Annotated in this window: 12 protein-coding genes; 4 read left to right on the plus strand and 8 right to left on the minus strand. The window is 41.9% G+C overall.

The genetic code is table 11. The features are described 5' to 3' along the window. Positions 1 to 396 precede the first annotated feature (396 nt). Positions 397 to 1,713, plus strand: coding sequence for a peptidoglycan DD-metalloendopeptidase family protein (locus NO991_RS07995; RefSeq protein WP_054551288.1), 1,317 nt, complete (start codon positions 397 to 399; stop codon positions 1,711 to 1,713). A 122-nt stretch (positions 1,714 to 1,835) separates the two neighbouring features. Here NO991_RS07995 and NO991_RS08000 read toward each other — a convergent pair whose 3' ends face one another. The 4 genes from NO991_RS08000 to NO991_RS08015 all read right to left on the minus strand — a co-directional run bounded on the left by NO991_RS08000 (position 1,836) and on the right by NO991_RS08015 (position 5,305). Then, a complete protein-coding gene (locus NO991_RS08000; protein ID WP_171042794.1) occupies positions 1,836 to 2,012 on the minus strand; it encodes a hypothetical protein in 177 nt (58 codons plus the stop codon). Positions 2,013 to 2,127: 115 nt separating this feature from the next. Continuing rightward, positions 2,128 to 3,258 carry a sodium ion-translocating decarboxylase subunit beta gene (locus NO991_RS08005; protein WP_054551287.1) on the minus strand — a complete coding sequence of 377 codons (1,131 nt, stop codon included), beginning with the start codon at positions 3,256 to 3,258 and terminating at the stop codon, positions 2,128 to 2,130. 10 nt (positions 3,259 to 3,268) lie between these two features. After that, complete coding sequence (gene oadA, locus NO991_RS08010) at positions 3,269 to 5,041, minus strand: sodium-extruding oxaloacetate decarboxylase subunit alpha (protein ID WP_054551286.1); 1,773 nt, start codon at positions 5,039 to 5,041, stop codon at positions 3,269 to 3,271. Positions 5,042 to 5,056: 15 nt separating this feature from the next. Then, on the minus strand, positions 5,057 to 5,305 hold the full coding sequence (locus NO991_RS08015; RefSeq protein ID WP_199530053.1) for an OadG family protein: 249 nt from the start codon (positions 5,303 to 5,305) through the stop codon (positions 5,057 to 5,059). Positions 5,306 to 5,839: 534 nt separating this feature from the next. Here NO991_RS08015 and NO991_RS08020 point away from each other — a divergent pair. Together NO991_RS08020 and NO991_RS08025 are read left to right on the plus strand one after the other, a co-directional pair. Next, complete coding sequence (locus NO991_RS08020) at positions 5,840 to 6,013, plus strand: DUF1328 domain-containing protein (protein WP_064485886.1); 174 nt, start codon at positions 5,840 to 5,842, stop codon at positions 6,011 to 6,013. Between the two features lie 52 nt (positions 6,014 to 6,065). Beyond that, on the plus strand, positions 6,066 to 6,257 hold the full coding sequence (locus tag NO991_RS08025; protein ID WP_054551284.1) for a hypothetical protein: 192 nt from the start codon (positions 6,066 to 6,068) through the stop codon (positions 6,255 to 6,257). Positions 6,258 to 6,733: 476 nt separating this feature from the next. Here NO991_RS08025 and NO991_RS08030 read toward each other — a convergent pair whose 3' ends face one another. After that, positions 6,734 to 7,657: a hypothetical protein gene (locus tag NO991_RS08030; protein ID WP_300360472.1), complete on the minus strand. Its 924-nt coding sequence runs from the start codon at positions 7,655 to 7,657 to the stop codon at positions 6,734 to 6,736. Between the two features lie 124 nt (positions 7,658 to 7,781). Here NO991_RS08030 and NO991_RS08035 point away from each other — a divergent pair, with 124 nt between their 5' ends. Continuing rightward, positions 7,782 to 8,249, plus strand: a complete 468-nt coding sequence (locus tag NO991_RS08035; RefSeq protein ID WP_300360471.1) for a YcxB family protein — start codon at positions 7,782 to 7,784, stop codon at positions 8,247 to 8,249. A 26-nt stretch (positions 8,250 to 8,275) separates the two neighbouring features. Here NO991_RS08035 and csrA read toward each other — a convergent pair whose 3' ends face one another. From csrA to alaS, 3 genes are all read right to left on the minus strand, one after another. Continuing rightward, positions 8,276 to 8,467: a carbon storage regulator CsrA gene (gene csrA / locus NO991_RS08040; RefSeq protein ID WP_036970495.1), complete on the minus strand. Its 192-nt coding sequence runs from the start codon at positions 8,465 to 8,467 to the stop codon at positions 8,276 to 8,278. A gap of 93 nt (positions 8,468 to 8,560) precedes the next feature. After that, positions 8,561 to 9,778 carry an aspartate kinase gene (locus NO991_RS08045; RefSeq protein ID WP_054551281.1) on the minus strand — a complete coding sequence of 406 codons (1,218 nt, stop codon included), beginning with the start codon at positions 9,776 to 9,778 and terminating at the stop codon, positions 8,561 to 8,563. Positions 9,779 to 9,784: 6 nt separating this feature from the next. Further along, complete coding sequence (alaS, locus tag NO991_RS08050) at positions 9,785 to 12,385, minus strand: alanine--tRNA ligase (protein WP_054551280.1); 2,601 nt, start codon at positions 12,383 to 12,385, stop codon at positions 9,785 to 9,787. Between the last annotated feature and the right edge of the window lie 15 nt (positions 12,386 to 12,400).

Genomic DNA, 12,400 nt, shown 5'->3' on the forward strand with positions numbered 1-12,400 from the left:
TGTATTACTCCAAAAATTCAGCTACCGGGGCGTGGTGGCCTGTCAGGGTTATAAATATAGAGCTAAAAACTTTAAAATTTAGCTAGTTAGCACCAAAAAGCGACACTAGAAAAAAGCCTAACTTAAATAGTTTAAGAAACAGCCCTGAAGGCAGCGCGCATGATTGTTCTTTATACCGCGTTATTGCAATTTAATGAAGGGACTTTAGTTAACTAATGTAGATTTAGTTTAACCATAGACATCTGCTGCAATTTTAAACAAAAAAGTTTAACGCGCAGGCCAATTCTAGCGTAAAATAGCGCCAGTTTAAATCTACAAAACACTGGTATTTGCTCTATTTTAGGTATATCCTGCGATATTAGTATTTAAATTTCTTGACAGCAGAAAAGGCACGATATGGTTCACGTAGTGCACAAACTTCCCAAAAAACACAAACTGCTTATTCTCGGTTTGGTTTCTGCTATTGTCGGCTTGGCATTATTGCCTTCTGAAAAAGCCACCGCATCAAAGGACAACAGTGCAAACGCACTTGAAATTGGCAAACGCTACGAATTACAAGTTAAAGTTGATGATAACGAAAAACTAACTGAGCTTAATTCGGAGCAAGCAGCAGCAAAACTTCCAGAATACGAGCTTATCGACCATGAAGTACGTAATGGCGATAATTTAGCACTTATCTTTAAACGTGCGGGTTTCTCAGCGCAAACATTACACAAACTAGTTAATACCAACGCTGAAACTCGTAAGTTAACAAAAATTCACCCAGGCGAAATCTTAAGCTTTGCAACCGCTGAAGATGGCTCTTTAGCGCAGCTTCGTTATGTGATCTCAAAAACAGATACCTTATACGTTACATTAAATGACGAAGGTAACTACGACACTTCTATCGATAGCAAAGAAATCGAAACGCTAAGTAAATCTGCTGGCGGCGAGATCTCTAATAGCTTTTGGACATCAGGCATTGCCGCTGGCTTAAGCGAGCGTCAAATTATGAATTTTGCTGACATCTTTGGTTGGGATGTCGACTTTGCTAATGACATTCGTAAAGGTGACCAATTTGGTCTTATTTACGAAGCTCACTATGTTGATGGTGAATACATTGGCGACGGTAAAATTATTGCCGCAGAGTTTATTAACCAAGGCGAGCGTTACACTGCTATTCGCCATACCGATGGTAACTTCTATACGCCTGAAGGCCGCAGCATGAAAAAAGCTTTCTTACGTGCGCCAGTTAACTTTAAGTATATTAGTTCGAGCTTTAACCCGCGTCGTTTACACCCAGTGACCAAAACGGTAAAACCACATAACGGTATCGATTACGCAGCGCGTACCGGTACGCCAGTTGTATCATCGGGTAATGGTAAAGTGATTAGAGCAGGCTACAGTAAATACAATGGTAACTATGTATTTATTAGCCATGGCACACAGTATGTAACTAAGTACTTACACTTAGACAAAAAGATGGTTAGAACTGGTCAGAAAGTGAAGCAAGGCCAAAAGATTGGTACGGTTGGTGCGACAGGTCGTGTAACGGGCCCACACTTACACTATGAATTCTTAGTAAACGGTGTACACCGTAATCCGAAAACGGTCAAACTACCTAAATCAGAGCCTTTACCGCGCGATGAGTTAGCTAAGTTTAAACCGATTGCTGATAACTTCTTAGCGCAATTACAACGTAACCGTGAGTTACAATTGGCGTTAAATAAGTAGTTAAGTAAACATAAAAAAGCCGCTTCAATTGAAGCGGCTTTTTTGTGCCAAATAAACCCGGCTAAAACTATTATAGACTTTACTAAAATGAGTACTGATAGCACTGCGGTTTAATACAACTATTACCTTAAAAGAACATAGATAAGTTGAATAATCAGCGAAATCATCACCAGTGGCCAAATGTACTTTGCATACTTTGTCGCGCCATCAAGCCCCATTCTAGACTGATATTTTTCAAGTAGCGGTATTAGAATAACCAAGGCAACAAAAAGGCATAATAAGATAATAAAAACATTCATGGCGGCTTCCTTACACAACTATCATTTAACTACAATTTCTTTAGGGTGACCCTAGTCTATAGGCAAAAAAAAGCGCAGTAAAATTACTGCGCCAGTCGGTTGGAAGTAAATCGACTTAGCCAACAATCGCTAACAGAATACCTGCTGCAACGGCACTTCCTAATACCCCTGCTACGTTTGGTCCCATGGCATGCATTAACAAGAAGTTATGCGGGTTGCTCTCAAGGCCTACCTTATTAACCACCCGTGCTGCCATTGGTACCGCTGACACACCTGCTGCGCCTACTAATGGGTTGATTGGCGATTTAGAGATCTTATTCAGACCTTTTGCCATAAACACCCCTGACGCTGTACCAATTGCAAAGGCCAATGCACCTAACACCAAAATACCGATTGTTTCTACGGTTAAGAACTTATCGGCTGCAAGCTTTGAGCCTACCGCTAAGCCTAAGAAAATGGTGGTAATGTTGATGATTTCGTTTTGTGCACTATTGCTCAAACGATCAACCACGCCCGATTCACGCATCAAGTTACCTAGGCAGAACATACCTACCAGCGGTGTTGCCGCAGGTAAAAACAAGATAGTTAAACTAAGCACCATTAATGGAAAAACAATTTTCTCTTTTTTCGATACTGTACGAAGTTGCGGCATTTGAATTTCGCGCTCTTCTTGCGTTGTTAATGCACGCATAATTGGCGGCTGAATAATTGGCACAAGTGCCATATATGAATAAGCCGCTACTGCTATTGCACCAAGTAAATCAGGTGCCAGCTTAGATGCTAAGAAAATAGCTGTTGGACCATCTGCTCCACCAATAATGGCAATGGCCGATGCATCTTGAAGTGTAAACTCAAAACCAGGAATAAAGTTAAGTAGAATTGCACCAAATAAAGTAGCAAAAATACCAAACTGTGCAGCCGCGCCTAACAGCAACATACGCGGATTTGCTATCAAGGCACTAAAGTCTGTAAGCGCCCCCACGCCCATAAAGATCAAAAGTGGGAACACCCCAGAATCAATCCCGATATCGTACACGTAATAAAGCAAACCACCCGGTTCAGATAACCCGGCTACAGGAATATTAGTTAAAATAGCCCCAAAGCCGATAGGTAATAACAATAATGGCTCAAATTTACGGGCGATTGCGAGATATAATAACCCGCAACCTACCGCAATCATTATTAATGCAGGAAAGGTAAAGTTAGCAATACCTGTCGCATGCCAGAGGTTTAAAACACCATCCATCCTCTGCCTCCTATGCTAGCGCGATTAGCGCATCGCCAGTGGCAACAGAGTCGCCCTCTGCTACTAATACTTCAGCTATTGTACCTGAGTGTGCGGCGCGAACTTCTGTTTCCATTTTCATTGCTTCCATTATGATAACCACATCACCTTCATTTACTGTTTGGCCAGCTTTTACTTTCACTTTGAAAATATTGCCTGCTAACGGCGCGTTTAAGGTTTCGCTAACAGACGCTGAGGCAGATTGAGGAATTAACTCACTGTCTTTTAGAGTTACTTCTTTTAGTTCACCACCTTGCGCTACAACGACATCGTAAACTTTACCGTCAACTTTAACGCTGTATTGCTCTGCTTTTGCAGGACTTGAAGCGGCTGGTTTGCTTTCTGACTTAGCAACTTCACCCGTTGGAATTGCTTCAAACGCATCAGGGTTGTTACGGTTTTTAATAAACTTAAGGCCAATTTGAGGGAATAATGCGTAAGTAAGCACATCATCAATCACGTCATCAGCAAGCTCTAAACCTTGCTCTTTAGCTTCACTTAATAACTCTGCTTCAAGCTTCTCAAGTTCAGGCTCAAGCTTATCAGCAGGACGGCAAGTGATTGCTTCAGCGCCATCTAGTACACGTTCTTGCAGCTCTTTATTCATTGGCGCTGGTGTTGCACCATACTCGCCTTTAAGGACACCCGCAGTTTCTTTAGTGATGGTTTTATATCGCTCGCCAGTCAAAACATTAAGTACTGCTTGAGTACCAACAATTTGCGAGGTTGGTGTAACGAGTGGAATGTAACCTAAGTCTTCGCGAACACGCGGGATCTCGAGTAATACTTGATCAAGTTTGTCAGCAGCACCTTGCTCTTTAAGCTGATTTTCCATATTAGTTAACATGCCGCCCGGCACTTGCGCTAATAAGATACGTCCATCAACGCCTTTAAGGCTACCTTCAAATGCAGCATATTTCTTGCGTACGTCACGGAAGTAAGCAGCAATTTCTTCTAATTGGTTTAAATCAAGGCCTGTGTCTCGCTCAGTGCCTTCTACAATTGAAACGATGGTTTCTGTGGCGCTATGACCATAGGTCATACTCATTGACGAAATAGCCGTATCAAGCATATCGATACCTGCATCGATCGCTTTTTGGTAAGTTGCAGTGCTTAAACCTGTGGTCGCGTGGCATTGCATCGCAATAGGAATAGACACAGTTTCTTTTAAACCTTTGATCAACTGTTCACAATCATAAGGCTTTAATAAACCTGCCATATCTTTGATACAAATTGAATGACAACCAAGATCTTCTAGTTGTTTTGCAAGCTCAAGCCACATATCAAGCGTATGTACAGGGCTTACTGTGTACGAAATAGTACCTTGGGCATGAGCACCTACTTTAACAGCAGCTTTAATGGCAGTTTCAAGGTTACGCACATCGTTCATCGCATCGAAAATACGGAAAACATCAACACCGTTTTTGTGGGCACGCTCAACAAACTTTTCGACTACATCATCAGCATAATGACGGTAACCTAGAAGATTTTGTCCGCGTAGTAGCATTTGTTGCTTAGTGTTTGGCATTGCCGCTTTTAGCTCGCGAATACGTTGCCAAGGATCTTCACCTAAATAACGGATACACGAGTCAAACGTCGCACCACCCCATGATTCAATTGACCAATAACCCGCATTATCGAGTTTTTCTGCCATGGGTAGCATGTCGTCTAAGCGCATACGCGTTGCCAAAAGAGACTGGTGTGCGTCGCGCAATACTAGTTCGGTTAGTTTTAATTTAGCCATGTTTAAGCTGCCCCGTTATTTTTGTTTATTTCGAAATTGAGCAATTGCAGCGCTGATTGCTGCAATATGTGCCTGTGGCACACCCTGTTGAGGTTGAACTTTTGCTGTACGCGTAGGTTCTGCAGTTGCAGGATCATCAAATCGACCCACCAGCTTTGACATTAAAGTGACTGCTGAAATCAAAATAGTCAGAAAAACAAACACGCCTACCATGCCTGTCACCATCAAACTGGCCGCAGTGGTGAGTAATCCACCTATATCCATACGACTCCCCTAGCTTACTTAAAATAAAAAGTTATTTTTGTTAAATAATTATGCACCAATAATAACAAACAAAATTCATTTGTATAGCACCATTGTAAATTGGTAAAACCAATTAAATTTAAAATAACATGACGTACATATAATTAACACCCTACTATTAGCGCATTTAAAGCCCCGCTATAGATGATATAAATAATCAATATAGCCAGTCGTTATATGCTGAACTATTAATTAATAGCAACAAAATGGCTAAAAACCACACACAACAAGGTGTTAGAGGTAGCCAACCCAAATAAAGTTAAATTGGTCTTACCATTTATTGATGCATTATCTCTTTTTCTCATGCATCTCAATATGAAAAAATATCACTATGAATAAGTTACATGCTTACTCGTAAAAGTTACCAAATGATGAACCCTCTAAAGAACAACAAAAACACACAACCCATTGAAATATATAAAATAAAAGCTCTGGCACGGAACTCGCTTCAGTTACATCGAACTTAAGAAAATTTAAATAGCCAAGGAGACCACTATGTTACGCTGGACAATTACTTTTCTAGTTATCGCGTTAATCGCAGCAGTGTTAGGTTTTGGCGGTATCGCAGGAGCCGCTGCAGGCATCGCTAAGATTATCTTTTTTATATTTTTAGTATTACTTGTTATTTCGCTGGTATCAGGAGCACTTAGAGGCAACGTCCCTAAGTAGTTAAAAGCAGATAACCACTTACTTTATTTTTAAATTTACAAGGAATTTCATTATGAAAAATTCAACTTTAAAAGCCGCAACTATCGCCCTATTTTCAGGTCTTTTCATCATGGGTTGTGAAGACAACTCTGCTGAAGACGCAGGTGAGCGTATTGACGAAGCAATTACTGATACACAAAATGCAGTTGAAGATGCATGTGAAGAAGTAAAGGAAGGTGTTAACGCAGAAGAAACTAACTGCTAATAGCACACCATACTTAAGAAAAGCGGCCAAGTGCCGCTTTTTTGTTTTTTAAATGATGCATGAGATCTGAGATAATCGTAGGAATGGTTTTAACCGTGAACTTTTGGCTATAGCGTGAGTTTTTCGGCGTTAAAACGCCTCCTACAAGTCTTAACTTGGGTTTAAAGTCTGATGACTTTATAAACCACCGCGCGAAATAAATTTCACGCCTACGTGAGCCTCAAACTCGATAACTTTAATCTTTCCTCTAGAAATTCGCTAACTTGTTGGGTTTTAATCTGATAGCTGACAGCTGAAAGCTAATAGCTCCTCTCTCTAGAAACTCGCTAACTTGTTGGATTTTAATCTGATAGCTGACAGCTGAAAGCTAATAGCTCCTCCCTCTAGAAACTCGCTAACTTGTTGGGTTTTAATCTGATAGCTGACGGCTGAAAGCTGATAGCTCCTTTCTCTAAAAACTCGCTAACTTTCAGCTTTCATTTACAAACCTTAGTGAGGGGCTCGTTTGTCGTTACACTTGCTATATGCCATTGGCCGTCGATAAAACTTACTTTTGCGACATCGCTTACAGCAAAATCTCCGGGGACATTTAAACGCGTTAAGTTACTCGCTAACGGCTGCTGACAATATGGGCCGGTATCGCCATGCATTACAAGCACAGGCTTCTTAGTGTGCTTTGCAAAGTCGCTGATGGCATCTCGGTATAGTTTAAATGCATCACATTTAGAGCGCTGCGATTCACTACAGGCGGGTTTACTGCTTGGGTGGTAAATATCAGCCTGAAAGCCAAACACATAGGCCTTAGCATCTTGTTGAACAAGTGCTTGTTTTAACCAAATTAAGTTGTACTTATCACGTTTGTCAGCGGCATCAAGTGCTGCGTTTTTGTCACTTTTTAAAATTTGCGAGCGGCCATTAAAAGTGCCCGGTATATGCAAAGTACGAAACTCAATACCATCAAACTGCCAACGGGCATTCTCTAGCATTTCAGCTTGTGTGGCATAACCCTGTAATTGCTTCGCTTTTTGTGTATAAGCCTCGTCGAACATTAGGCCTTTAACAAAGCTTAGCCGCTCAAGCTCATCAAAACGTACCGATAGCTTTTCTCGGTCACAATCGGTCCATTCATTATCACCTGGGGTATAAATAAAAGGCTGTTTGGTCAACGACGTCAATAACGCTTTATTTGTTTGCAAAAGCTTGTTCGTGCAAGCAAGCGCCCCGGATTTCATATCACCAAGATGTATTAAAAAGCCATGAGGTGTTGCTTCGATTGCCTTGGTAATTTTTCCGCCTTTGGCGAGATTAATTTCATCAATCGGGGTGTATGGCATATCGCCCATTACTAAAAAAGTATTTGTGGTCATTGCAAGTGCTAATGACATTGAACTAACTAACATACAACTTACACCTTTAAAATACACATAACTTAAGCTCTCACAATGACAACTAAATGAAAACCAACTACGGCAGATTTTTTCTATCAATGTTAAACTGCTGTCAGCAAATTAAGTGAGCCCACGAATGACATTAAGTACAACTTACACATTAGATAAACCGTATTATTACGAATGCTTTGATGAGTCTTTGCCGTATTCATCTCAAGCCAAGCCTAAATACCCGCTGTTGATATTGTTAATAACCTTAAGCTTATTGGCGTTTTATCAATTAGAGAATCATTACCTTGGTAGCTTTATGATTATGCTTGCCGTCGTTGAGTGCTTATCGTTTTATTACAAGCGCCCATGGTGGGTCGCAAGACAAATGATGAGCCGTGCATCAGGCAGCGAAGTGACTATCGTATTTGATGATGATGGGGTGAAAGCCGAAAACCCGCATAAAAGCTACCAATTAAGCTGGCAACAGATTAGTGAGATTATTGAAACTGAGCGAGGTTATATTTTAAAGGCACAGCGCGGTATGCAATATATTTCTAAACAAGCGCTAAATGATGAAATGACAGCCGAACTAAATAAAAGAGCCACTCAGTGAGTGGCTCTTAAAATATCTGTCGCTGATTAAACGTTGCCCGGATTTGGGTTAGATTTCTCTGCTTGAATTCGCATGTAGATTTCTTCACGATGTACAGATACATCTTTCGGTGCGTTTACACCAATGCGAACTTGATTTCCTTTAACACCAAGAACAGTAACTGTTACTTCGTCACCGATCATTAGGGTTTCACCTACTCTACGAGTTAGTATTAGCATTCTCTTGCTCCCATGTTCCAAAAAATTAAAAGATTCCGCGTCAAAAACATTCTAATGAAATCTAGACTTAAAAGTAAGTAAAAACTCTAGATCTTATTCATTTTCGGTTAAAAAAACTTTGTGTAGCGCACGTACAGCCAGTTCTAAATACTTTTCGTCAATTAAAACTGATATCTTTATTTCTGATGTCGATACAAGCATCACTTTGATGTTTTCATCGGCAAGGGCATTAAAAAATAAACTTGCCACACCAGAGTGAGATTTCATCCCTACACCTACTGCAGACACCTTGGCAACATTGCTGATCCCTTTAATAGATTCTGCGCTGATACCATCTTGGTTACTGGTCAAAATTTCAAGCGCTTGCTCAAAATCATTCGTGTGCACAGTAAAAGCATAGTCTATTTTTTCAAAGTTATGATTAACTTGATTAATCATATCTATTTCGATGCCAAATTCTGCAAAAAGTTTCAAAATTTTTGCAAGGTTTTCCGTTCCTTGGTGTACGCCATTGACGTAAATCAAGCTTTCGTCACGATTAAAGGCGATACCCGACACAATGTTTGCTTGCACATCCGGCTCCTCAAAACTGATCAAGGTCCCTTGATCCGGGTTAAAACTCGATAACACTCTGAGCGGTATATTGTATTTTCCTGCCGCTTCGACACTACGAATATGCAGTACCTTAGCCCCAAGACTAGCCATTTCGAGCATTTCTTCGAAGGTGACATGGCTCATACGTCGCGCATTAGGCTCAATACGTGGGTCGGTGGTGTATACCCCATCAACATCGGTGTAAATTTGACATTCATCGGCATTGATAGCGCCTGCAATCTCAACCGCAGAAGTATCAGTACCACCGCGACCAAGCGTGGTGATATTGCCTTCAATATCACGGCCCTGAAAGCCCGCTATTATAGCAATCCGGTTATGTTCAAGTTCATGCTTTAGACGAGTCGCCGCAATCTCTTCAATGCGCGCTTTACCAAACATGTTATCGGTGCGAATGTTGACCTGATCAGCAAGTAAGCTTACCGCTGAGTGACCACGTTTAATAATAGCCATAGCGAGTAAAGAGACCGACACTTGCTCACCGGTGGTTAGCAATACATCAAGCTCACGAGCACTGGGTCGAGAATCGATTTGTTTAGCGAGTTCAATTAGACGGTTAGTTTCTCCCGACATCGCCGAGAGCACCACCACAACTTGATGGCCTTGTTGTTTGGTTTTTACAACAAGGTCGGCGACGGCCTCAATTCGCTCTATTGAGCCAACTGAGGTGCCACCGAATTTTTGGACGATAAGTGCCACTAGTGATTAAGAACGCTCAGTTAACCAAGCCGTTACACTTTCTAAGGCTGCAGCTAGGTTCTCTGGCTGAGTACCACCTGCTTGCGCCATATCAGGACGACCACCGCCCTTACCGCCTACTTGTGCAGCCATGTGATTTACAAGTTCACCGGCTTTCACTTTACCTGTTAAGTCTTTAGTTACACCGGCAATTAGGCTTACTTTGTCGCCATTAGCAACACCAAGGGCAATAACACCTGAACCAATCTTCGTTTTCAGGTCATCAACCATGCCGCGTAGTGCTTTAGATTCAGTACCTGCAACATCAGCAACCAGTAGTTTAATACCGTTCACTTCAACAACAGAGTCAAGTAACGATGCACCAGCCGCACTTGCTAGCTTGTCGTTAAGCTGCGCAATTTGCTTCTCAAGGCCTTTTGATTTCTCTAGTAACGCAGTTACTTTTTCAAGTACTGTGCTGCTATCACCTTTTACTAGTGCTGCAACATCGTTTAACTGTTGTTCTTGCTCACTTACATAAGCAACAGCTTCAGCACCCGTTACCGCTTCAATACGGCGGATACCGGCAGCGATACCGCTTTCTGATACGATTTTAAATAAACCGATATCACCTGCACGCTTAACGTGAGTACCACCACATAGCTCGATTGAGTAATCACCAATGGTTACTACGCGAACTTCATCGTCGTATTTTTCACCGAATAATGCCATCGCACCTTTTGCTTTTGCATCTTCGATAGCCATTAGCTCAGTTTCAAGCGCAAAGTTACGACGGATTTCATCGTTTACTGCGCGCTCGATTTGACGTAATTCGTCTTTTGTTACCGCTTCAAAGTGAGAGAAGTCAAAACGTAAACGTTCAGGGTCAACTAGTGAGCCTTTTTGACTTACGTGCTCACCTAAAATTTGGCGTAATGTTTCATGCAAGATATGCGTTGCAGTGTGGTTTTTCTTGATGCTATCGCGACGTGCTGCATCAATTGTTGCCTCTGCTTTATCGTTTGTACCAATACGACCTTGTACACGACCATGGTGTGCAAATGCATTACCAAGTTTCGTGGTGTTAGTCACTACAAACTCACCACCAGCGACTTTTAAAACACCCGTGTCACCAACCTGACCACCTGATTCAGCGTAGAACGGTGTACGGTCTAAGATTGCGATACCTTCTTGACCATCTTCAAGTACAGAAACCGATTGACCTTCAGAGAAAAGTTCAACCACAGTACCTGTGTAATGTTCTGCATCGTAACCTTTAAAGTCTGTGTGTTTTTCAGACTTAAGTTGTTGGTTGTAATCAGCACCAAACTTACCCGCTTGCTGTGCTTGCTTACGCTGAACAGCCATACACTCTTGGAAGCCGTGCTCATCAATCGTCATGAAACGCTCACGCGCCACGTCAGCCGTTAAATCAGCTGGGAAACCGTAAGTATCGTAAAGTTTGAATACTAAGTCACCTGGGATCACATCGCCTTCGATGTCAGTTAGGCTTTCTTCTAAAATAGCCAGACCACGCTCAAGTGTTTTACCAAACTGCTCTTCTTCAATACGCAGTACTTTTTCAATAATTTCCTGTTGCTTAGCAAGCTCTGGGTACGCTTGACCCATTTGCTCAATTAGCGCAGCAACTAGCTTGTAGAAGAAAGCACCTTTTGCGCCTAGCTTGTTACCGTGACGAACAGCACGACGAATGATACGACGTAATACATAACCACGGCCTTCGTTTGATGGCATAACGCCGTCAGACACTAAGAACGCACACGAACGAATGTGGTCAGCCACAACGCGTAACGATTTATCATCTAAATCTTGTGCGTTTGTTACTTTGGCCGCAGCTGCAATAAGAGCTTGGAATAAATCGATTTCGTAGTTTGAGTGCACGCCTTGTAAAATTGCAGAAATACGCTCAAGACCCATACCTGTATCAACAGACTGCTTAGGAAGCGGCTCCATTGTACCGTCGGCATGGCGGTTATACTGCATAAATACTAGGTTCCAGATCTCGATGAAACGGTCACCGTCTTCTTCAGGTGAACCTGGAGGGCCACCCCAAATTTCTTCACCGTGATCGTAAAAGATTTCAGAACATGGACCACAAGGACCTGTATCACCCATTGACCAGAAGTTATCGCTAGTTGCAATGCGAATAATACGGTCTTCACTTAGACCCACTTCTTTATGCCAAATGTTGAAGGCTTCTTCATCATCGTGATAAATAGTAACAAGGAGCTTTTCTTGCGGTAGTTTTACAACGTCAGTTAAAAACTCCCAAGCAAATTTGATTGCGTCTTGCTTGAAGTAATCGCCAAAGCTGAAGTTACCTAGCATTTCAAAGAATGTATGGTGACGTGCAGTGTAGCCTACGTTTTCAAGGTCGTTATGTTTACCACCTGCTCGTACACAACGTTGAGAGCTGGTTGCACGTGAATAAGGGCGGCTTTCCGCACCTAAAAATACATCTTTAAATTGCACCATACCGGCGTTATTGAATAATAACGTGGCATCGTTACCCGGGATCAGCGAGCTTGAAGGAACAATTTGGTGTTGTTTAGAGGCAAAAAAGTCTAAGAACTGTTGCCTGATCTGTGCGGTAGTCATATGCTGCATGTGAAAATCTCACCC

Source organism: Pseudoalteromonas sp. DY56-GL22, assembly GCF_041414715.1.
GTDB lineage: Bacteria > Pseudomonadota > Gammaproteobacteria > Enterobacterales > Alteromonadaceae > Pseudoalteromonas > Pseudoalteromonas simplex.

Bases quoted from the DNA above. Each gene is read 5' to 3' on its own strand.
- NO991_RS07995 (WP_054551288.1), top strand. From the start codon at position 397: ATGGTTCACGTAGTGCACAAACTTCCCAAAAAACACAAACTGCTTATT.
- NO991_RS08000 (WP_171042794.1), bottom strand. From the start codon at position 2,012: ATGAATGTTTTTATTATCTTATTATGCCTTTTTGTTGCCTTGGTTATT.
- NO991_RS08005 (WP_054551287.1), bottom strand. From the start codon at position 3,258: ATGGATGGTGTTTTAAACCTCTGGCATGCGACAGGTATTGCTAACTTT.
- oadA (WP_054551286.1), bottom strand. From the start codon at position 5,041: ATGGCTAAATTAAAACTAACCGAACTAGTATTGCGCGACGCACACCAG.
- NO991_RS08015 (WP_199530053.1), bottom strand. From the start codon at position 5,305: ATGGATATAGGTGGATTACTCACCACTGCGGCCAGTTTGATGGTGACA.
- NO991_RS08020 (WP_064485886.1), top strand. From the start codon at position 5,840: ATGTTACGCTGGACAATTACTTTTCTAGTTATCGCGTTAATCGCAGCA.
- NO991_RS08025 (WP_054551284.1), top strand. From the start codon at position 6,066: ATGAAAAATTCAACTTTAAAAGCCGCAACTATCGCCCTATTTTCAGGT.
- NO991_RS08030 (WP_300360472.1), bottom strand. From the start codon at position 7,657: ATGTTAGTTAGTTCAATGTCATTAGCACTTGCAATGACCACAAATACT.
- NO991_RS08035 (WP_300360471.1), top strand. From the start codon at position 7,782: ATGACATTAAGTACAACTTACACATTAGATAAACCGTATTATTACGAA.
- csrA (WP_036970495.1), bottom strand. From the start codon at position 8,467: ATGCTAATACTAACTCGTAGAGTAGGTGAAACCCTAATGATCGGTGAC.
- alaS (WP_054551280.1), bottom strand. From the start codon at position 12,385: ATGCAGCATATGACTACCGCACAGATCAGGCAACAGTTCTTAGACTTT.